Here is a 21,423-nt window from a genome sequence, read left to right as displayed (position 1 = left end):
CTGTCACATTAGTAAATATGATGATTCCGTGGCAGAGATAGATACAGAATTGAAGTGCTGATGACAATGTAGGTATTGGATAAGTGAAAGAGGAGCTAACAAAAGCCAGCTCCTCCTTTTGTACAATTACTTTTGGGTCAGTAGGAACTTAACGACATCCGCATACTGTTTAACATAGGTATCCATTGAGCTGGTATCCATGCCATCATTCTTAATCATATATTTGCCATTAACAAACATGGCTGGCACACCACGTAATTGTAAATCTTCAGCCGCTTTTTGTTGTTGAGCAACCAGTGATTTAACGACAAAACTATTTAATGCTGCATCATAATCTTCGCCACTCACACCCGCTTTAATAAAGACATTACGAATATCATCAGGGGTTTGAACAGTTTGTGTTTTCTGTACACCTTCAAACATCAGTGGGGTGATTTTTTCCTCAACACCCAATGCCATGGCAACAGCCCATGCCTGAGTCAATTGCTTACCTAATGGCCCAAGGAACTCAACATGGTATCGAGTCATTTTTGTCCCTTCTGGCAGTGCTTTTTTTACTGCCTGAGGGATATGATAAACTTCTTCAAACTGAAAGCAGTGCGGGCAATAGAAAGAGAAAAACTCTAAAACCTGAGGCTCACCCGTTACTGGTTTATTTAACGTCTGGTACTGGGTTCCATCTGTAAACTGTGCGGCAGATGCACTGAATGCCAACACCATGCCAACGAGAGCTAACCATACATTTTTCATACTATAACAATCTCCATTATCTTAGCTTTAGTACATTGGCATCAGCTGCAAAGGGGGTACCTGCAACAGCTTAACCTGTTCTGTAAATGATGCAGTCTGCTGTAACCAAAAATCAGACTCCGCCATCCACGGAAAACTTTTCGGAAATGCAGGGTCCTGCCAACGTCTGGCGACCCATGCAAGGTAATAAACCATGCGCATTGCGCGTAAAGGTTCAATCAATGCAAGTTCACGCTGATCAAAATCAGCAAATTCACCATAAGCTTCCAGCAAGATATCCAACTGGATCAATTGCTCTCTGCGCTCGCCGTGTAATAACATCCACAAATCCTGAACCGCCGGACCATTTCTGGCATCATCCAAATCGACGAACATTGGCCCATCACGCCACAAAATATTACCAGGATGGCAATCACCATGTAGCCGCAACGGCTGCCAATCGGTGTGCCAATACTGCTTAATGGTGGCGATCAACAGATCGGTTGCCGCCAGAAACTTGTCTTTCTGTTTTGCCGGCACTAACACACTGCTGGCCAGTAACTGACGTGGCTCGGTCAGATATTCCTCAATACCCATCGTTGGCCGGGCAACAAAAAGTCCATCGCTACCCACCTGATGAATTCTGCCGAGAAAACGGCCCACCCACTCCAGTTGATCAAGATTGTCTATTTCATATTGCCGCCCACCGACACTTGGGAACACAGCAAAGAAAAAGCCGCCATGAGTATGCAAAGTTTCGCCGTTTAGCGCTAATGGGGCGATAACCGGAATCTCAGATTCTGCCAAATCAAGCGAGAACCGATGTTCCTCGATAATTTGTTCACTGCTCCAACGCTCGGGACGATAAAACTTCACCACATACCGTTTACGATCTTCATCCATAAACTGATAGACGCGGTTCTCATAACTATTAAGCGCGGTTAACCCTGAATCCACCCGTAATCCTACAGCCTCAAGGGCGTCCATAATCAGGTCTGGAGACAAAGTCTGAAAATTAAAAGCAGAATTGTTCATAACAACATTCAGTCTGTATAAGTAACAGCGGCGCGCTGAGAATAAGAAATAGTATCATTAAAGCCCCCTCCCTACGCAGACAGGAGTGTGACTAATCTTTAATGATGCCACGAGCTCTCAATAATGCTGTTTTAAAATCCTCTTCATAATCCTTTTTCAGTCCTGGAATCACTTCCGTTGATGCCGAGCCACGCATTTTCAGATGATAAATAAGAATATCGTCTGTCAAATCTGCGAAATTACCTTCAAAACCAGCTTCCTCTGACAATTTTTGTAAAAACTGCACCAGATTTAAATCAGGTTCTTGCTGCCAGGCCGGATGTAAAAGCTCAATCAGTTCATTAACACGATGACATTTCATAGCGAAGTTATCCTATTCAAAAATATGCTGACAAAGTAGCAGGGATATTCACACAGGGAAAGAGAGCCTATTGTCAATAAAAGTAAATCCTGACCTGTTCACCTATTTGAAGATACAATCCCATAGTCAGTTTAATACCGTGGAGTGATAGAAATGCGACCTAATATTACAGGCGTTATTCTTGCTGGAGGCCTTTCGTCCAGAATGGGCGGAAATGATAAAGGATTAATCTCCCTAAATGGAAAGCCACTGTATCGACATGTGATTGATAGGTTAAGACCTCAGGTTGAGAATTTACTGATTAATGCTAATCGTAACCAAGCCCTCTATCAACAAAGTGGCGTTCACGTCATTAACGATATCATTACTGGCTTTGTAGGCCCATTGGCTGGCATGCATGCTGGATTAAGCCATTCAACTACCGAATGGGTTGTCTTTGCTCCCTGTGACGTTCCTATGCTTCCACTTAATCTGGTTTCTCAACTCTGGCAGTCAAAAGGGCAGGCTCTTGCTGCTTATGTTAGTGATAACGAGCGTGAGCATCCAACATTAGCTTTAATGCATGTTAGTCTTAAACCAACGCTAGCAACGTATCTGGCAAAAGGGGAGCGTAAGTTAATGATATTTATGACGAGTATCAACGCGCAAAGAGTGGTATTCGATGGACAACCCAATCAATTCAGTAACCTAAATACTCCCGCAGATTGCGAGTTATGGGAACAAGCTAAAAGAGAGCCATTATGAGCAGCAAGACGCCCCCGTTACTCGGTATAGCCGCGTACAGTGGTACAGGAAAAACAACCTTACTAAAACATCTGATCCCCTTACTTCAACAGCGCCAAATCCGCGTTGGCTTAATCAAACATACTCATCACAATATGGAAATTGATACGCCGGGCAAAGACAGTTATGAATTGCGTAAAGCTGGAGCCCATCAAACGTTAGTTGCCAGTGATTGCCGCTGGGCATTAATGACAGAAACACCAGAACAGCCTCCGATGGATCTTCACTATCTGGCTAGTCGATTAGATACATCAACTATCGATTTGATTTTGGTTGAGGGCTTTAAGCACGAGCCGATCAGCAAAATTGCTCTTTATAGAGCAGCTGTAGGTAAGCCTTTCGCTGGTTTGATTGATGAATACGTTATCGCTTTGGCAAGTGACGAGCCGATAGATACTGTAGTAAAGCAATTAGATATTAATCAACCAGATCAGATCGCAGAGTTTATTTATAGCTGGCTCAAGATGGATCAGTCAGAGCTATAAAAACAAAAAAAGCCACCTATCAAGGTAGCCTTTTATTTTATTCATCGCTGTGACGGCCGGATTTGACTCATCTGCCCCTGCAATATTTGACTCGTCTGACTATGAGCCCTGCGACGCAACCACTCTAAGGTCACTATTTATACCTATTTCACTATTCTGCCCATAGCAAAAACCCCACGCTTTTGGCATGGGGTCTCGGCTTTATTTGATGCCTGGCAGTGTCCTACTCTCGCATGGGGAGACCCCACACTACCATCGGCGCTACGGCGTTTCACTTCTGAGTTCGGCATGGGATCAGGTGGGACCACCGCGCTATGGCCGCCAGGCAAATTCTGTCTAAACTAACCCGCTATATGTCTCCACACAGCCAGCCAGCCCAATCTCGGAACTTCGCTGAAAATTTCTATCTCTCAAATCTAAAACACCTTTGGTGTTGTAAGGTTAAGCCTCACGGATCATTAGTACTGGTTAGCTCAATGCATCGCTGCACTTACACACCCAGCCTATCAACGTCATAGTCTTTAACGTTCCTTCAGGGGGCTTAAAGCCCCAGGGAAGACTCATCTCGAGGCAAGTTTCCCGCTTAGATGCTTTCAGCGGTTATCTCTTCCGAATTTAGCTACCGGGCAATGCCATTGGCATGACAACCCGAACACCAGTGATTCGTCCACTCCGGTCCTCTCGTACTAGGAGCAGCCCCTCTCAATCTTCCAACGCCCACGGCAGATAGGGACCGAACTGTCTCACGACGTTCTAAACCCAGCTCGCGTACCACTTTAAATGGCGAACAGCCATACCCTTGGGACCTACTTCAGCCCCAGGATGTGATGAGCCGACATCGAGGTGCCAAACACCGCCGTCGATATGAACTCTTGGGCGGTATCAGCCTGTTATCCCCGGAGTACCTTTTATCCGTTGAGCGATGGCCCTTCCATTCAGAACCACCGGATCACTAAGACCTACTTTCGTACCTGCTCGAGCCGTCACTCTCGCAGTCAAGCTAGCTTATGCCTTTGCACTAACCTCACGATGTCCGACCGTGATTAGCTAACCTTCGTGCTCCTCCGTTACTCTTTGGGAGGAGACCGCCCCAGTCAAACTACCCACCAGACACTGTCCTCACCCCGGATCACGGGGCCGAGTTAGAACATCAAACATTAAAGGGTGGTATTTCAAGGTTGGCTCCATGCAGACTGGCGTCCACACTTCGATGCCTCCCACCTATCCTACACATCAAGGCTCAATGTTCAGTGTCAAGCTATAGTAAAGGTTCACGGGGTCTTTCCGTCTTGCCGCGGGTACACTGCATCTTCACAGCGAGTTCAATTTCACTGAGTCTCGGGTGGAGACAGCCTGGCCATCATTACGCCATTCGTGCAGGTCGGAACTTACCCGACAAGGAATTTCGCTACCTTAGGACCGTTATAGTTACGGCCGCCGTTTACTGGGGCTTCGATCAAGAGCTTCGCCTTGCGGCTGACCCCATCAATTAACCTTCCAGCACCGGGCAGGCGTCACACCGTATACGTCCACTTTCGTGTTTGCACAGTGCTGTGTTTTTATTAAACAGTTGCAGCCAGCTGGTATCTGCGACTGGCTTCGGCGCCGGGAGCAAGTCCCATTACCTAATGCCAGCGTGCCTTCTCCCGAAGTTACGGCACCATTTTGCCTAGTTCCTTCACCCGAGTTCTCTCAAGCGCCTGAGTATTCTCTACCTGACCACCTGTGTCGGTTTGGGGTACGATTTAATGTTACCTGATGCTTAGAGGCTTTTCCTGGAAGCTTGGCATCAACTACTTCACCACCGTAGTGGCTCGTCATCACACCTCAGCGTTGATAAGCAACCGGATTTACCAAGTCACTCCGCCTACATGCTTAAACCGGGACAACCGTCGCCCGGCTAGCCTAGCCTTCTCCGTCCCCCCTTCGCAGTAACACCAAGTACAGGAATATTAACCTGTTTCCCATCGACTACGCTTTTCAGCCTCGCCTTAGGGGTCGACTCACCCTGCCCCGATTAACGTTGGACAGGAACCCTTGGTCTTCCGGCGTGCGGGTTTTTCACCCGCATTATCGTTACTTATGTCAGCATTCGCACTTCTGATACCTCCAGCAACCCTCACAGGTCACCTTCAACGGCTTACAGAACGCTCCCCTACCCAACAACGCCTAAGCGTCGCTGCCGCAGCTTCGGTGCATGGTTTAGCCCCGTTACATCTTCCGCGCAGGCCGACTCGACCAGTGAGCTATTACGCTTTCTTTAAATGATGGCTGCTTCTAAGCCAACATCCTGGCTGTCTATGCCTTCCCACATCGTTTCCCACTTAACCATGACTTTGGGACCTTAGCTGGCGGTCTGGGTTGTTTCCCTCTTCACGACGGACGTTAGCACCCGCCGTGTGTCTCCCGTGATAACATTCTTCGGTATTCGGAGTTTGCATCGGTTTGGTAAGTCGGGATGACCCCCTAGCCGAAACAGTGCTCTACCCCCGAAGATGAGTTCACGAGGCGCTACCTAAATAGCTTTCGGGGAGAACCAGCTATCTCCCGGTTTGATTGGCCTTTCACCCCCAGCCACAAGTCATCCGCTAATTTTTCAACATTAGTCGGTTCGGTCCTCCAGTTAGTGTTACCCAACCTTCAACCTGCCCATGGCTAGATCACCGGGTTTCGGGTCTATACCTTGCAACTAGACGCCCAGTTAAGACTCGGTTTCCCTACGGCTCCCCTATTCGGTTAACCTTGCTACAAAATATAAGTCGCTGACCCATTATACAAAAGGTACGCAGTCACCCAACAAAGTAGGCTCCCACTGCTTGTACGTACACGGTTTCAGGTTCTATTTCACTCCCCTCGCCGGGGTTCTTTTCGCCTTTCCCTCACGGTACTGGTTCACTATCGGTCAGTCAGGAGTATTTAGCCTTGGAGGATGGTCCCCCCATATTCAGACAGGATGTCACGTGTCCCGCCCTACTCATCGAGTTCACAGCAAGTGTGTTTTGGTGTACGGGACTATCACCCTGTACCGTGCGACTTTCCAGACGCTTCCACTAACACACAAACTGATTCAGACTCTGGGCTCTTCCCCGTTCGCTCGCCGCTACTGGGGGAATCTCGGTTGATTTCTTTTCCTCGGGGTACTTAGATGTTTCAGTTCCCCCGGTTCGCCTTGCATGGCTATGTATTCACCATGCAATAGTGCAACGAATTGCACTGGGTTTCCCCATTCGGGTATCGTCGGTTATAACGCTTCATATCAGCTTACCGACGCTTTTCGCAGATTAGCACGCCCTTCATCGCCTCTGACTGCCTAGGCATCCACCGTGTACGCTTAGTCGCTTAACCTCACAACCCAAAGGTGTTTTTCGTTATTGGTGTGGCTGTGAACACACTCTGCTATGTTGTGCAGTGCGCGCAATCCTCATGAACGTTAAGTTCACTCCGGTTGCTGTGCGCTGTACGCCTTGCTGAGTGTCTTCTCGCTCACACTGCAACAATGATTACCCATTGGCATTGCGATTATTTGAGAGACTCTATTACAGGTTACTCTTTATCTCAGTACATCTACGGAGAGATAAATTTCGGCTGTAATGTTTCAATTTTCAGCTTGTTCCAGATTGTTAAAGAGCAATATCTTAAACACGACTCGTTAAAGTCATCTTTAAGATATTCAGTTGATAATGTCTTTCACACATTATCGGAGTGGCGTCCCCAAGGGGATTCGAACCCCTGTTACAGCCGTGAAAGGGCAGTGTCCTAGGCCTCTAGACGATGGGGACACAAAAATTTCTACTGAATCACTGATTCAGTATTTTTGTGTAAAGGTGAAAATGTGGTGACACATTCGAACGACTGATGCAGTAAAAACTCGATACCGAGGTCTTATTACACAATCATCACCCTCATCAACAGGTGCTCTTGCTCATTTACATTCATCAGACAATCTGTGTGGACACTACGCAATGCGTATCGTTAGGTAAGGAGGTGATCCAACCGCAGGTTCCCCTACGGTTACCTTGTTACGACTTCACCCCAGTCATGAATCACAAAGTGGTAAGCGCCCTCCCGAAGGTTAAGCTACCTACTTCTTTTGCAACCCACTCCCATGGTGTGACGGGCGGTGTGTACAAGGCCCGGGAACGTATTCACCGTAGCATTCTGATCTACGATTACTAGCGATTCCGACTTCATGGAGTCGAGTTGCAGACTCCAATCCGGACTACGACAGACTTTATGTGGTCCGCTTGCTCTCGCGAGTTCGCTTCACTTTGTATCTGCCATTGTAGCACGTGTGTAGCCCTACTCGTAAGGGCCATGATGACTTGACGTCATCCCCACCTTCCTCCGGTTTATCACCGGCAGTCTCCCTTGAGTTCCCACCATTACGTGCTGGCAACAAAGGATAAGGGTTGCGCTCGTTGCGGGACTTAACCCAACATTTCACAACACGAGCTGACGACAGCCATGCAGCACCTGTCTCACAGTTCCCGAAGGCACCGAAGCATCTCTGCTAAGTTCTGTGGATGTCAAGAGTAGGTAAGGTTCTTCGCGTTGCATCGAATTAAACCACATGCTCCACCGCTTGTGCGGGCCCCCGTCAATTCATTTGAGTTTTAACCTTGCGGCCGTACTCCCCAGGCGGTCGACTTAACGCGTTAGCTCCGGAAGCCACGCCTCAAGGGCACAACCTCCAAGTCGACATCGTTTACAGCGTGGACTACCAGGGTATCTAATCCTGTTTGCTCCCCACGCTTTCGCACCTGAGCGTCAGTCTTTGTCCAGGGGGCCGCCTTCGCCACCGGTATTCCTCCAGATCTCTACGCATTTCACCGCTACACCTGGAATTCTACCCCCCTCTACAAGACTCTAGCTTGCCAGTTTCAAATGCAGTTCCCACGTTAAGCGCGGGGATTTCACATCTGACTTAACAAACCGCCTGCGTGCGCTTTACGCCCAGTAATTCCGATTAACGCTTGCACCCTCCGTATTACCGCGGCTGCTGGCACGGAGTTAGCCGGTGCTTCTTCTGCGAGTAACGTCAATCAACCGTGCTATTAACACGACTGCCTTCCTCCTCGCTGAAAGTGCTTTACAACCCGAAGGCCTTCTTCACACACGCGGCATGGCTGCATCAGGCTTGCGCCCATTGTGCAATATTCCCCACTGCTGCCTCCCGTAGGAGTCTGGACCGTGTCTCAGTTCCAGTGTGGCTGGTCATCCTCTCAGACCAGCTAGGGATCGTCGCCTAGGTGAGCCATTACCCCACCTACTAGCTAATCCCATCTGGGCACATCCGATGGCGTGAGGCCCGAAGGTCCCCCACTTTGCTCTTGCGAGGTCATGCGGTATTAGCTACCGTTTCCAGTAGTTATCCCCCTCCATCAGGCAGTTTCCCAGACATTACTCACCCGTCCGCCGCTCGCCGGCAAAGTAGTAAACTACTTCCCGCTGCCGCTCGACTTGCATGTGTTAGGCCTGCCGCCAGCGTTCAATCTGAGCCATGATCAAACTCTTCAATTTAAGATTTGTTTGATTTGCTGCTAATAAAAGCAGCGATGCTCAAAGATTACTTTCTGCAAATAAGCATTCGAACCGAAGTTCAAATGTGTACTGCTTTGGTCACTCTTCAAGACTTTGATATTTCTTCTGCCTGCCGAAACAGGCTTCGATATCGTCTTGCGAGTGCCCACACAGATTGTCTGATAAATTGTTAAAGAGCGTTCGTTACCCGTTTGCCTTTCGGCGAATCTTACGGTAACGCGGGAGGCAGATAATACGCTTTCCCGCTGAAGAGTCAAGAATTTCTTTGGTTTCTTTCGAAGTCAAAATCATTCTTTTCGCTTCCTGACCCGGCGAAGTCTGTTTCGTTGTTCCCGGTCAGTGGAGGCGCATTATAGGGAGTTCCTGACAGCCTGCAACCCCTAATTTGAAAAAACTTTTCAACCGCGTTTTATTTCAGCAAAAATAGGCTAAAAGACCAATGTTTAAACAATTATTAAGCTAAACATTCACTACCAGTGTTAAACAGTAGAGTAAAATAGATATATAAGAAGATAGATAGGACAAATCACCATGCAACTAAATACCCAACAACAGGCCGCCCAGCGAAATCTCTCTTACCTGTTGGCTGAGAAGATTGGCCAGCGAATTCTCGCCGGAGAATATGCAGCCGGCAGCATACTGCCTGGTGAGATAGAGTTGGGGGAGCAATTTGGTGTTAGTCGTACTGCCGTTCGTGAAGCAGTAAAGATGCTGGCAGCAAAAGGGATGTTATTACCCCGCCCACGCATTGGTACCCGAGTGATGCCACAAACAAATTGGAACTACCTTGATCAGGAGTTACTCACTTGGTGGCTGAACAGAGAGAATTTCGATCAAGTGATGCAACACTTCCTTATATTAAGAACCTCACTTGAGCCTCAAGCCTGTTCATTGGCAGCCATTAATGCCAATGAGCAACAGCGAGCATTGTTAGCATCACTGATTGCAGAGATGCGTGCGTTAGATACTCACTTTAATCGTGAAAAATGGATTCAAGTGGATGCTCAATTTCATCAGTTAATATATGAAGCCAGTGGTAATCCGTTTTTGACCTCTTTCGCCAATTTGTTCAGTTCGGTTTATCACAGCTATTTTCGCGCCATTACCGGCGATGAAGTGATTAAGCTGCAATACCATCAGGATATTGTTGATACAATTTTGGCAGGTGACAGTCAGGGAGCCTTGCTGGCATGTCAGGTATTATTAACAGATAAAAATTAACGGCTAGCTGTTCTATCTATATATATAAAGAAGGTGCTCACACTCACCCCTATAATCAGGACGAACAATGATAAAATCTGCACGCAGTATGGCGGGCCTTCCTTGGCTAGCTGCCATGGCCTTCTTTATGCAGGCTTTGGATGCCACCATACTGAATACGGCACTCCCATCAATTGCTGAAAGCCTTAACCGCTCACCACTGACCATGCAGTCAGCAATTATCAGCTATACCCTGACGGTCGCGATGTTGATTCCAGTGAGTGGCTGGCTAGCGGACCGTTTTGGTACCCGACGGGTATTCATTCTGGCTGTATCTCTATTTACGCTAGGGTCATTACTGTGTGCACTTTCAGATTCATTGGCTTTTCTGGTGGCCTCCCGGGTTATTCAAGGGGTGGGTGGCGCAATGATGATGCCTGTGGCCCGGCTTGCGCTGATCAGGGCTTACCCACGCAGTGAATTATTGCCGGTTCTGAATTTTGTCACTATCCCAGGGTTAGTCGGCCCGGTGATGGGGCCACTATTAGGTGGATTACTGGTGACCTATACCACTTGGCATTGGATCTTTATCCTTAATATTCCTATCGGCTTACTGGGCATCTTTTATGCCCGTAAATATATGCCGGACTTCACCATGCCTAAACGTGCCTTTGATATTATCGGTTTCCTGCTATTTGGTAGCAGTTTGGTCCTGATATCCGTAAGTCTGGAGATAATGGGCCGACCGGATATCGCCAGCTATCTGCCAGTCACGGTGTTACTGAGTGGTTTATTGATGTTGCTCTTCTATATATTCCACGCCAAAGGTCATCCAAATCCATTGATTGGTTTACCGCTATTTAAAAACCGAACATTCTCGGTTGGGATTGCCGGTAACGTGGCCTCGCGTTTAGGGACTGGCTGCGTTCCTTTCCTAATGCCACTGATGTTGCAGGTCGGATTTGGCTATTCCGCTATTATTGCCGGTTGTATGATGGCCCCAACCGCCATTGGTTCGATGATGGCAAAATCTGCCGTTACTCAAGTATTACGTTCACTGGGTTATAGGACTGTATTGGTAGGTATTACGGTTATTATCGGAGTGCTGATTGCGCTATTTGCGCTGCAATCACCGGGCATGTCACCGTGGATGATGATATTGCCGCTGTTTGTCTTGGGGATGGCAATGTCGACACAGTTCACTGCGATGAATACCATCACACTGGCTGACTTAACCGATAACAATGCCAGCTCAGGTAACAGTGTTTTGGCGGTAACCCAACAACTGGCCATTAGCTTTGGCGTTGCCATTAGTGCGGTGGTATTGCGGTTTTATGATGGGTTATCGTTTGGTGGCAATGTCGATCACTTCCACTACACCTTTATTACAATGGGAATAGTGACATTACTTTCATCCATGGTGTTCTTATTACTGAAACCAAATGATGGCGACAATCTAATTCAAGGCCGTAATAGCAAAAAAGCCACACAACCTGCGGAGAGTGAAGTTTAACAACTGACCACCGATCCCCGCTCGATTAGCTCGGGAGTGAGAATCAGAACTTGTGGTTCCGCTTCCGGGTTATTCAATCGATGAATCAGTGTATCAATAGCCAGTTCACCAAGGGAGTCTTTTGGTTGATGGATAGTGGTCAATGGCGGTGTCATATATTGTGCGATTTCAATATCATCGTAACCAATAACCGCCATATCTTGTGGTATCGATAACCCCGCCTGATGCAATGCCTGATAAACCCCAACAGCCATCGCATCATTACTGGTAAATACCGCTTCTGGCGGTTCCGGTAGCGCAAGCAACTGTTTCATGGCGACTAAACCGCCACAAAATTCAAAATCACCGGCAACTTCATAACCGGATGGAATAGGTAAACCTGCGCGATCCATAGCCTGACGGTACCCTTCCAAACGTTCTTTGGCAGGGGTTTTATCTTGTGGGCCAGCAATACAGGCAATTCGGGTATAGCCTCTGGCAATCAAATATGAGGTTGCCATTTCGCCACCCAATAATGAATTATCCTGAATCACGTCATTGACGCCCTCAAAGGGTGCCCAATCCATCATGATTATCGGTAATGACGGGTAGCAACGCAGAATATCTTGAGAAGGGCGGTGATTTTCAGTGCACATCAGTAGCAGACCATCGACGCGCTTTTGCATCAGAGTTTCAATGCTACGGCTCATGCGATCGATATCGCCTTCGGTATTGCATAGAATCAAACTGTAACCACGCTCATAGCAACTGCGCTCCACGCCACGGACTACTTCAGCATAAAATGGGTTGCTACTGGCGGTAACCAACATACCAATGGTACGGGTTTGATTGAGTTTCAAACTACGAGCCAGTGCTGAAGGGGCATAGTTGAGCTGTTTGATAGCAGCCAGCACTTTGTCGCGAATAGGATCACTGACAAAGCGGTTTTTATTAATAACATGTGAGACTGTTGACGTAGATACACCCGCCAGGCGGGCGACGTCTTTCATGGTGGCCAAAGTTATACCTGGCCTTGTAGGAAACTGTCTATCTCTGCACGCCACGGAATAGAGGGCTGCGCGCCGGGGCGAGTCACCGCGATAGCGGCTGCTGCGTGAGCAAAACGTACTGCTGAGTCCATTATCTGACCTTCCAATAACGCAGTTAATAATGCGCCATTGAATGTATCACCAGCAGCAATAGTATCTACGGCGTTAACCTTGAACCCGGCAACCAATTTCCCTTTACCTTGTTCACTAAGCCATACGCCACGGCTACCCAATGTAATGATTACGGTAGCGATGCCTTTATCATGCAGAATTTGCGCTGCTTGCGCTGCGTCATCATCCTGATCAATATGAATCCCCGTTAAACGCTCGGCTTCTGTTTCATTCGGAGTAATCATATCCACCAGCGTTAATAGCTCGTCCGGTAATTCACGAGCTGGTGCCGGATTAAGAATAACCTGTGTTTGATGCAGCTTCGCCAATTTAGCGGCAGCAATAACTGTCTCAAGTGGTGATTCCAGTTGCATCAATAATGCATCTGCATCGATAACTTGCTGCTGGTAGCGACCAAGATATTCAGGTGTAACTGCCGAGTTAGCACCGGCATTGATACCAATGACGTTTTCGCCTTCACCATTCACGAAAATCAAAGCAACACCGGTTGTGGTATCCGCTACAGCCTCGATTGGCGCAGTATCAATGTTATCGTTGGCTAATTGCTGGCGCACCCGGTCACCAATATCATCTTTACCCACACAGGCAATAAACGCGATGTTTGCTCCGCTACGGCCAGCAGCTACCGCCTGGTTAGCACCTTTGCCACCAAACGCCACTTTATACTGCTTCCCGATCACCGTTTCACCTGGGCGCGGAAACTGCTCAACATTCAGAATATGGTCGGCATTGATGCTGCCCAAGACCACCAGTTTGCCTGTTTTCATCGTATTTATTCCTTTGTGAATGACACCGCCACCCGTAACGTTTTGTTTTCCGTTTTAGGGTAGCGGCGTTATATGCCCTGCTTTTCGATATTATTTAGTCACTAATTTCAAATCAACCGGGATAACGGCCTGCACTTTCTCGCCTTTCAATACTTTATCAGCGGTTTGCACGCCAATAACACCAATCTGGTCAGGGCGTTGAGCGATAGTTGCGCCCAGTTTGCCGCCTTGAACGGCTTTAAGACCGTCGTCGGTGCCATCAAAACCAACCACTAGCACATCGGCTTTACCGGCTGTTTGCAAGGCACGCAGTGCGCCCAGTGCCATCTCGTCGTTCTGTGCGAATACAGCCTGAACATTCGGGTGGGCGGTCAGCAGGTTCTGCATCACATTCAAACCTTTAGTACGATCAAAATCAGCAGGTTGGCTGGCTAACAGTTGGAATTTATGTTGATCCATTGACTGCTTGAAGCCTTCACCACGTTCACGGGCCGCAGACGCCCCCGCAATCCCTTCCAACTGAATCACTTTGGCATCATTACCCAATTTTTTGGCAATGAAATCACCGGCCATTTTGCCACCAAAACGGTTATCGGAGGCAACGTGACTCACCACAGTGCCAGAGTTTGCCAAACGGTCGAGTGTGATAACCGGGATATTGGCCTTATTTGCCATTTTGACTGCGTTACCGACTGCATCGGAATCAGTTGGGTTAATCAGCAACAGTTTGGTGCCGCGAACCGTCAGATCCTGCACGTTAGCCAGTTCTTTCGCTGGGTTATTTTGAGAATCCAATACCACCAGGTTATAGCCGAGTTTATCCGCTTCTTTTTGCGCGCCGTCTTTCATTGAAACAAAGAACGGATTATTCAACGTGGAAACTACCAGTGCGATGGTGTCTTTTGCCAGTGCGTTAGCACTTACGGTGGCGCTCAGGGCAACAACAGAGATCAAGGTAGCTAGTTTCTTCATTTTCATGGTCGCAATTCCTGTAGGGAGTTAGGAGGTTATTTGCTGCTTTTATTGTCTACCAATACCGCCAGCAGGATAACCACTGCCTTTACGATCATTTGGTAGTAAGAGGAGACACCCAATAAATTCAAACCGTTATTTAAAAAGCCGAGGATTAACGCGCCAATCAGGGTGCCGACGATCCGCCCCTTACCCCCAGCAAGGCTGGTACCCCCAAGAACCACGGCTGCGATTGCATCCAGTTCATAGCCAGTACCGGCTGTAGGTTGTGCTGACGACAGGCGGGCCACTTCGATAATCCCAGCCAGTGCCGCTAACAATCCACATAATGAATAAACAATAATCTTAACTTTATCTACGCTAATACCAGAGAGCCGTGTTGCTGACTCATTGCCACCCAATGCGTAGATATAGCGGCCCAGGCGAGTGTGGTGCAACATGTACCACACAGCAATAAAGACGATAGCCATCAACCAGATTGGTGTTGGTATACCCAATGGGCGCCCGATACCGAACCAGCCAAAAGTATCAGCCACATCAGTAAAACCGGTATTTACTGGGCTACCATTGGTGTAAACCATAGTAACGCCACGTAATAACAGCATCATGACCAGAGTGGCAATGAACGCTTGTACCTTACCTTTAGCGACAATGACCCCGGTTATGGCACCAATAAATGCCCCTAGCGCCAATGCAGCTGCGACGGCAACCAAAGCATTCACTTCCAACCCAACAATAGATGCCGCTACTGCGCCAGTCAGTGCCAATAATGACCCGACAGACAAATCAATACCGGATGTCAGGATAACCAGCGTCATACCCACCGCCATAATGGCATTGACAGAAGTCTGCTGGAGAATGTTAAACATGTTATTTAGGGTAAAGAAGTTCGGGCTTAGTGACGAAACCACAGCAATCAGCACCAGCAGCGCAATCAGTGATTTTTGTTCTAATAACCATTCTTTACTGAACCAGCGTTTTGTCTGGATAGCTTGGGAACTCATATCTGATTACTCCTGCTCTACTCGTCATATTTCAAGCCGCATTTGCGTTGGCTTCCTGCAACTCGAATTATTTAGAGTGTAAATAAATTATTTTTCAATAAATCACGCTTGCCAACGGCTGCCGCCATCAACACTTCCTGGGTAGCCTGTTCAATAGAGAACTCGCCGCTTAGCTGGCCTTCATGCATCACAAGAATGCGGTCACTCATGCCCAGCACTTCCGGCATTTCTGAGGAAACCAGAATGATGCTCAACCCTTCTTGTTTGAATTGGTTGATTAATTGGTAAATTTCTTTTTTAGCCCCGACGTCGACACCACGGGTAGGTTCATCAAGGATCAACACTTTAGGACGGGTCATTAAACCGCGTGCAATAGCCACTTTCTGCTGGTTACCACCGGATAACAAACCAATAGGTTGTTCCATGGAAGGTGTTTTAATATTAAATAAACGAATGAAATCCGATACCGCCTGCTGCTCTTCAGCATGCTTGAGCGAACCACCTGAACGGCTAAAATAACGCAATGCAGTCAAAGACATATTCTCTTTAACTGACATTCCAAGTACCAAACCATCCCGTTTGCGGTCTTCAGAAATATAGACAATGCCATTTGCCAGACCATCTTGTGGTGAATGGGTGACAACTTCGCGGCCATCCAACATCACAAAACCTGATTTACGCGGTAGCGCGCCATAGATGATTTTCATCAGCTCGGTGCGACCAGCCCCCATGAGACCGGCAACCCCCAAAATTTCGCCACTGTATAAAGTGAAACTGACATTTTTCACGCCCGGGCCGCATAGCTGTTTGACCTGCAAACGCTTTTCACCACGGGGTATATTCAAGCGCGGGTACTGTTCTTCCAGCTTACGGCCCACCATCATCTCAATCAGTGAGTTTTCAGTCAGACTATCAACCGGTTTTTCGGCAATAAATTGCCCATCACGAAATACCGTGACGTCGTCGCAAATCTCAAAAATCTCTTTTAACCGGTGAGAGATATAAACAATTCCGCGACCTTCCGCCTTTAGCTCTTTAATCACATTAAACAGAGAGGCGGTTTCAGTATCGGTAAGCGCATCGGTTGGCTCATCCATAATGATCACTTTGGATTCAAAGCTCAGCACTTTGGCTATCTCCACCATTTGCTGATCACCAATGGAAAGCTCACCCACTAGCCGATGGCTGCTGTAACTGATATTAAGACGCGCCAGCAGTAAATCGGCTTCGGCATACATCTTTTTCCAATCGATGCTGCCAAAACGATTAACAAACTCACGCCCTAAGAAGATGTTTTCTGCGATAGTTAATTGAGGAATCAGGTTAAGTTCCTGATGAATAATGCCAATGCCCGCTTCCTGCGAGTCTTTTGGGCCATTAAACGCCACTTCCTTACCCATAAAATACTGACTGCCAGCATCTTTACTGTAGATGCCGGTCAGCACTTTCATCATGGTCGATTTTCCAGCGCCATTTTCGCCTACCAGTGCCATCACCCTGCCGGGATAGACACTCAGTGCGGCACCGGAGAGTGCTTTAACGCCGGGAAAGGCTTTATCAATCCCTTTAAGTTGCAGCAAAGGTTGCATAAATGCCTCAGAAGGTTACGCCGGAACAGAGAATGACATTAGCAAAGGGGGAACATTCCCCGCTACGGATCACTGCCCGGCTTTGTTTGGTTTGCTCTTTAAAAGCCTCATGGCTGATATAGCGCAAAACAATTTGGTTTCCCTGGTGCTGCTCAAGTTGTGATAGTTGCGCGAGTAACGCTTCATGGAGTTGCGGATTATTTTTAACGATCTCCTCCGCCAAGACTGCACTTTCAACCTGCATTTCTTGTGTTACCACCTCAAGAACCTGAAGAAATCCAGGGACGCCTCGTGTCAGTGCCAGATCGATACGTGTGGTGGTTGCCGGTATCGGCAGCCCCGCATCACCTATCACAACCTGATCGGTATGGCCCAGGCGGGAGATAACAGCGGAAATATCAGAATTAAGTAATGCGCCTTTTTTCATTTTCCACTCCAACAGCGAAACGTTTCGCTGATACTGAGTTTAGAAAAATAGCCGCAGAAGGCAAACCCAATTTGATGAAATTGTGATCGCCATCGAAACGTTTCGCTGAACAGTGGGAAAAGAAGAAGAATAGGTACAAAAAAGGCCGTTAATCATAACGGCCTTTCAGATTAAATCTCTACCTGCGTCCCAAGCTCAATCACCCTATTCGGTGGGATCTCAAACTGGTCAGCTGCACGCAGCGCATTCCGACTGAGCGCAATAAATAACTTACCGCGCAGGAACAGGTACCACGGCCGCTTGGTAAGGATTAGCGACTCATGGGACATAAAGAATGAGGTTTCCATCATCTGGCATGGCAACCCCTCCAGGCCGCAGCGATGGAAGATTTCTTCCACATTCGGTGTTTCACGCCAACCATAACTGGCCACCACTCGCCAAAACGTCGGGGAGAGTTGTTCGATGGTTACCCGGTTCACATTGTGCACATACGGCGCATCTTCAGTTCGCAATGTCAGTAGCACAACCCGTTCATGCAACACCTTATTATGTTTAAGGTTATGCAACAGCGCGAAGGGAATGACATTCATTGCGCGCGACATATACACAGCAGTACCCGTAACCCGCACTGGGGGGGATTTCTCCAATGAAGCAATCATCGCTTCCAGTGAATTACCGTGTTCATGCATACGGCGCAGCAAACCGAAACGTTCACTTTTCCAGGTCGTCATGATGATAAACATCACCAGCCCCAGAGACACTGGCAACCAACCACCGGAGAACAATTTCAACGCATTGGCAGAGAACATAGGGACATCGATAATCAGCAAAATCACCAGTAAGATGCCGACAAATACCCGATTCCAGTGCCAGTTTTTCAATGCCACGATGCAGAACAGAATACTGGTTATCACCATGGTACCGGTTACGGCGATACCGTACGCGGCCGCCAGGTTACTGGAACGTTCGAAGCCAACAATAACCAATACCACCGCCAGATAGAGAGTCCAGTTAATGACCGGGATATATATCTGGCCAGATTCCATTTCGGAGGTATGAATAATCCGCATTGGCGGTAAATAGCCTAGGCGAACCGCCTGCCGGGTGAGCGAGAATACACCGGAAATAACCGCCTGCGAGGCAATAACGGTCGCCAGGGTTGCCAGAATTAACAGCGGAATCAATGCCCAGTCAGGAGCTAATAAGAAGAAGGGGTTTTTGATGGCTTCAGGATTTTTCAGCAATAACGCGCCCTGACCAAAATAGTTCAGTACTAATGAGGGCAAAACCACGGTAAACCAGGCTAAACGAATAGGGAATTTACCAAAATGGCCCATATCTGCATATAAGGCTTCCACCCCAGTTATCGCCAGTACAACTGCGCCAAGCGCATAAAACGACACGGATTTATATTCAGTAAAGAAACCTATCGCCCATTTAGGATTCAGCGCAACCAATACTTCTGGATTCGCAATAATACTGCGCAAACCAAGTAGTGCGATCGTCAGAAACCAGACCAGCATCACGGGAGCGAATAATTTACCGACACTGCCGGTACCGTGCTTTTGAATCACAAACAGCAGGGTGAGTACCGCAATGGAGCAGGGAACAATATAAGGGTCTAATGCTGGGGCTGCTATTTCTAGCCCTTCAATGGCCGACATAACGGATATTGCCGGGGTGATGACCACCTCACCATAAAAGAAACTGCCGCCAATTAACCCGAGAATCACCAGTATTGAGGTGGCTCTGGAAGAGGTATTACGCCCTGCCAAAGACATTAACGTTAAAATGCCCCCTTCGCCGGCGTTATCGGCCCGCATGACATAGGTAAGATATTTAATCGAGACAATCAGGATAAGCATCCAGAAAATCAGCGATAAAAAGCCAAACACCACGTCCGGGCGGACATCAAAACCATAATGACCAGAAAAGCACTCTCTCAAGGTATAGAGCGGGCTGGTACCAATATCACCGTAAACTACCCCTATTGCCGCCAGGGTTACCGCCGATAAAGACTGTTTATGTTCTGTGCTCATAATTGATTTCTTTTTGCTAGAACATCCATAAGCTGATGCGTGCGTTTAAGAACCTTAATCCTCGGTTCTGTATTGTTTATACGCCCACCAAAAGGCGCACAGTATGCACGATTTCAATGGATTGCCTACTCTTAAATAGGCACCTAACAGAGCGAAAATTCATCAACTACAAATAACTGATGATATAAAAATTCTACGAATCAACGAACTATCTTATTAATAAAACCAGCGATCCCATGAAGAAAAGATGGTTTATTCCTTTTTATCAGGTAAAAATCAATCAACTAACGGAACATGTAGAACAATTATGGCGCAATCATCACAATTAGCAGAAAGAATCTCCCGCTTAAGCAGTGCCCTTGAAAGTGGTCTGTATGAAAGACAGGAAGCTATCCGCTTATGTTTGCTGGCCGCCCTCAGTGGCGAGAGTGTTTTTTTGCTCGGCCCACCGGGAATTGCCAAAAGCCTGATTGCCCGCCGCCTGAAATTTGCCTTCCGTAATGCCCGTGCATTTGAATATCTGATGACCCGTTTCTCAACACCGGAAGAGGTGTTTGGCCCCCTCTCGATTCAGGCATTGAAAGAGGAGGGACGCTATCAACGGATGACAGGCGGTTACCTGCCGGAGGCTGAAATCGTCTTTTTGGATGAGATCTGGAAAGCCGGCCCGGCAATTCTAAACACCTTGCTGACAGCGATTAATGAACGGCGCTTTAGAAATGGTGATCGGGAAGACAGCATCCCTATGCGATTACTCGTTACTGCCTCTAACGAGCTGCCTGACGCTGATAGTAGCCTGGAAGCACTTTATGACCGCATGTTGATCCGTCTATGGCTGGATCGCGTACAAGAGAAGCAGAACTTCCGCTCACTACTGCTCAGCCGACAGAATGAAAATCATAATCCGGTGGCAGAAAATCTCAGTATCAGCGATGAAGAGTTCTATCAGTGGCAACCGTTGATCGACAAAATCACCTTACCGGATCACTGTTTTGAGCTTATTTTTCAGTTACGTCAACGGCTCAGTGCGCAAGAACAAGCGCCCTATGTCTCAGATAGACGTTGGAAAAAAGCGCTACGCCTGTTACAAGCCAGTGCTTTCTTTAGTGGCCGCAGTGAAGTGACACCCATCGACTTAATCTTGCTGAAAGATTGCCTGTGGCATGACCTCAGTTCGCTTAAGCTGCTGCAACAGCAGCTTGAACAGTTATTAACCGAGCAGGGATATCAACAGCAAAGCCTGTTAATGAAACTACAGCATGTTCAGGGTCAGTGGTTGCAGCACCAACAACAGCAAAGTGACCATCAAGCGCTAACAGTCGTCAAACAAAGCGGTATGTTCAGCCGCAAATCCCAATATGCTCTACCAGACGACCTGACAGACAGCACTTTGACGCTTTTGCTGCAAAAACCGCTCAGCCTGCATGATATTCAAGTTACCCATTTGCAAATAGAAAAAGATGCCCTCGCTCAATGGTTGAACAAAGGAGGGAGCTTGCGCGCTAAATTAAATGGTGTCGGTTATGCCCAATCCATTGATGCAGAAATTGATGATAAATTGCATATCACAATACTAGATATCAGCCGCCAACCCTCCACACTTTCCCAACCGGGCACGGCAACTGTCAGTGTTCCCCCGGAATTGCTGGTGGAATTAACCACAGTAGAACATAGTCTTGCCGAACAACGGCGGCTATTCAGCCAACACCAGCCATGTTTATTCACTCCCTCCTCATGGCTTGCCAAAGTCGAGGCCAGCTTGTTGCAGGTGGCAGAACAACTTAAACAGCAACAGCAAAAAATGCGCGGACACTGACA

Annotated in this window: 15 protein-coding genes, 1 tRNA gene and 3 rRNA genes; 5 read left to right on the top strand and 14 right to left on the bottom strand. The window is 47.7% G+C overall.

The window, feature by feature from the left end:
- Positions 1-126: 126 nt before the first annotated feature.
- From dsbA to V2A84_RS19340, 3 genes are all read right to left on the bottom strand, one after another.
- Positions 127-750 carry a thiol:disulfide interchange protein DsbA gene (dsbA, locus tag V2A84_RS19350; protein ID WP_442849021.1) on the bottom strand — a complete coding sequence of 208 codons (624 nt, stop codon included), beginning with the start codon at positions 748-750 and terminating at the stop codon, positions 127-129.
- A 27-nt stretch (positions 751-777) separates the two neighbouring features.
- A complete protein-coding gene (locus tag V2A84_RS19345; protein WP_083161619.1) occupies positions 778-1,764 on the bottom strand; it encodes a serine/threonine protein kinase in 987 nt (328 codons plus the stop codon).
- Positions 1,765-1,855: 91 nt separating this feature from the next.
- Positions 1,856-2,125, bottom strand: coding sequence for a YihD family protein (locus V2A84_RS19340; RefSeq protein WP_083161617.1), 270 nt, complete (start codon positions 2,123-2,125; stop codon positions 1,856-1,858).
- A gap of 153 nt (positions 2,126-2,278) precedes the next feature.
- Between V2A84_RS19340 and mobA the strand changes: the two genes are divergently transcribed.
- Both mobA and mobB read left to right on the top strand, forming a co-directional pair.
- Positions 2,279-2,869, top strand: a complete 591-nt coding sequence (gene mobA, locus V2A84_RS19335) for a molybdenum cofactor guanylyltransferase MobA (protein WP_372569813.1) — start codon at positions 2,279-2,281, stop codon at positions 2,867-2,869.
- Entirely contained in the window at positions 2,866-3,393 is a 528-nt protein-coding gene (mobB, locus tag V2A84_RS19330) for a molybdopterin-guanine dinucleotide biosynthesis protein MobB (RefSeq protein WP_372569814.1), read from the top strand. Before mobA ends, mobB begins: the two co-directional genes overlap by 4 nt.
- 210 nt (positions 3,394-3,603) lie before the next feature.
- On the opposite strand, the gene rrf is transcribed toward mobB, so the two are convergent.
- The 4 genes from rrf to V2A84_RS19310 form a co-directional block, all read right to left on the bottom strand.
- A 5S ribosomal RNA gene (rrf, locus tag V2A84_RS19325) occupies positions 3,604-3,719 on the bottom strand.
- Between the two features lie 111 nt (positions 3,720-3,830).
- Positions 3,831-6,738 (bottom strand): 23S ribosomal RNA (locus tag V2A84_RS19320).
- Between the two features lie 358 nt (positions 6,739-7,096).
- Positions 7,097-7,172: transfer RNA gene (locus V2A84_RS19315), tRNA-Glu, on the bottom strand.
- A gap of 198 nt (positions 7,173-7,370) precedes the next feature.
- Positions 7,371-8,913 (bottom strand): 16S ribosomal RNA (locus tag V2A84_RS19310).
- Together the 16S, 23S and 5S rRNA genes with 1 tRNA gene alongside form the textbook arrangement of a ribosomal RNA operon.
- A gap of 552 nt (positions 8,914-9,465) precedes the next feature.
- Here V2A84_RS19310 and V2A84_RS19305 point away from each other — a divergent pair.
- Together V2A84_RS19305 and mdtD are read left to right on the top strand one after the other, a co-directional pair.
- Positions 9,466-10,155, top strand: a complete 690-nt coding sequence (locus V2A84_RS19305; RefSeq protein ID WP_083161611.1) for a FadR/GntR family transcriptional regulator — start codon at positions 9,466-9,468, stop codon at positions 10,153-10,155.
- 67 nt (positions 10,156-10,222) lie between these two features.
- Positions 10,223-11,647 (top strand): multidrug transporter subunit MdtD, encoded by a 1,425-nt coding sequence (gene mdtD, locus V2A84_RS19300; protein WP_083161609.1) that lies wholly within the window; start codon positions 10,223-10,225, stop codon positions 11,645-11,647.
- On the opposite strand, the gene rbsR is transcribed toward mdtD, so the two are convergent.
- The 7 genes from rbsR to kup form a co-directional block, all read right to left on the bottom strand.
- Positions 11,644-12,645 carry a ribose operon transcriptional repressor RbsR gene (gene rbsR / locus V2A84_RS19295; protein WP_083161607.1) on the bottom strand — a complete coding sequence of 334 codons (1,002 nt, stop codon included), beginning with the start codon at positions 12,643-12,645 and terminating at the stop codon, positions 11,644-11,646. The genes mdtD and rbsR overlap by 4 nt on opposite strands.
- A gap of 2 nt (positions 12,646-12,647) precedes the next feature.
- Positions 12,648-13,574, bottom strand: a complete 927-nt coding sequence (rbsK, locus tag V2A84_RS19290; protein WP_083161605.1) for a ribokinase — start codon at positions 13,572-13,574, stop codon at positions 12,648-12,650.
- Between the two features lie 90 nt (positions 13,575-13,664).
- Positions 13,665-14,552 (bottom strand): ribose ABC transporter substrate-binding protein RbsB, encoded by an 888-nt coding sequence (gene rbsB / locus V2A84_RS19285; protein WP_083161603.1) that lies wholly within the window; start codon positions 14,550-14,552, stop codon positions 13,665-13,667.
- Positions 14,553-14,581: 29 nt separating this feature from the next.
- Positions 14,582-15,550 (bottom strand): ribose ABC transporter permease, encoded by a 969-nt coding sequence (rbsC, locus tag V2A84_RS19280; RefSeq protein WP_083161601.1) that lies wholly within the window; start codon positions 15,548-15,550, stop codon positions 14,582-14,584.
- A gap of 71 nt (positions 15,551-15,621) precedes the next feature.
- Positions 15,622-17,139 carry a ribose ABC transporter ATP-binding protein RbsA gene (rbsA, locus tag V2A84_RS19275; RefSeq protein WP_083161599.1) on the bottom strand — a complete coding sequence of 506 codons (1,518 nt, stop codon included), beginning with the start codon at positions 17,137-17,139 and terminating at the stop codon, positions 15,622-15,624.
- Positions 17,140-17,146: 7 nt separating this feature from the next.
- Positions 17,147-17,566 carry a D-ribose pyranase gene (gene rbsD / locus V2A84_RS19270; RefSeq protein ID WP_083161597.1) on the bottom strand — a complete coding sequence of 140 codons (420 nt, stop codon included), beginning with the start codon at positions 17,564-17,566 and terminating at the stop codon, positions 17,147-17,149.
- 170 nt (positions 17,567-17,736) lie between these two features.
- On the bottom strand, positions 17,737-19,605 hold the full coding sequence (gene kup, locus V2A84_RS19265; RefSeq protein ID WP_083161595.1) for a low affinity potassium transporter Kup: 1,869 nt from the start codon (positions 19,603-19,605) through the stop codon (positions 17,737-17,739).
- A gap of 307 nt (positions 19,606-19,912) precedes the next feature.
- On the opposite strand from kup, the gene ravA reads away from it, so the two are divergent.
- Entirely contained in the window at positions 19,913-21,421 is a 1,509-nt protein-coding gene (gene ravA / locus V2A84_RS19260) for an ATPase RavA (RefSeq protein ID WP_420073467.1), read from the top strand.
- Positions 21,422-21,423: the final 2 nt, after the last annotated feature.

It is taken from the genome of Yersinia sp. 2553 StPb PI, assembly GCF_052217105.1.
Lineage (GTDB): Bacteria > Pseudomonadota > Gammaproteobacteria > Enterobacterales > Enterobacteriaceae > Yersinia > Yersinia enterocolitica_E.
This window is presented reverse-complemented; position numbering and strand designations above follow the sequence as displayed.

Bases quoted from the DNA above. Each gene is read 5' to 3' on its own strand.
- dsbA (WP_442849021.1), bottom strand. From the start codon at position 750: ATGAAAAATGTATGGTTAGCTCTCGTTGGCATGGTGTTGGCATTCAGT.
- V2A84_RS19340 (WP_083161617.1), bottom strand. From the start codon at position 2,125: ATGAAATGTCATCGTGTTAATGAACTGATTGAGCTTTTACATCCGGCC.
- V2A84_RS19305 (WP_083161611.1), top strand. From the start codon at position 9,466: ATGCAACTAAATACCCAACAACAGGCCGCCCAGCGAAATCTCTCTTAC.
- mdtD (WP_083161609.1), top strand. From the start codon at position 10,223: ATGATAAAATCTGCACGCAGTATGGCGGGCCTTCCTTGGCTAGCTGCC.
- mobB (WP_372569814.1), top strand. From the start codon at position 2,866: ATGAGCAGCAAGACGCCCCCGTTACTCGGTATAGCCGCGTACAGTGGT.
- rbsB (WP_083161603.1), bottom strand. From the start codon at position 14,552: ATGAAAATGAAGAAACTAGCTACCTTGATCTCTGTTGTTGCCCTGAGC.
- kup (WP_083161595.1), bottom strand. From the start codon at position 19,605: ATGAGCACAGAACATAAACAGTCTTTATCGGCGGTAACCCTGGCGGCA.
- rbsD (WP_083161597.1), bottom strand. From the start codon at position 17,566: ATGAAAAAAGGCGCATTACTTAATTCTGATATTTCCGCTGTTATCTCC.
- ravA (WP_420073467.1), top strand. From the start codon at position 19,913: ATGGCGCAATCATCACAATTAGCAGAAAGAATCTCCCGCTTAAGCAGT.
- mobA (WP_372569813.1), top strand. From the start codon at position 2,279: ATGCGACCTAATATTACAGGCGTTATTCTTGCTGGAGGCCTTTCGTCC.
- rbsA (WP_083161599.1), bottom strand. From the start codon at position 17,139: ATGCAACCTTTGCTGCAACTTAAAGGGATTGATAAAGCCTTTCCCGGC.
- V2A84_RS19345 (WP_083161619.1), bottom strand. From the start codon at position 1,764: ATGAACAATTCTGCTTTTAATTTTCAGACTTTGTCTCCAGACCTGATT.
- rbsK (WP_083161605.1), bottom strand. From the start codon at position 13,574: ATGAAAACAGGCAAACTGGTGGTCTTGGGCAGCATCAATGCCGACCAT.
- rbsC (WP_083161601.1), bottom strand. From the start codon at position 15,550: ATGAGTTCCCAAGCTATCCAGACAAAACGCTGGTTCAGTAAAGAATGG.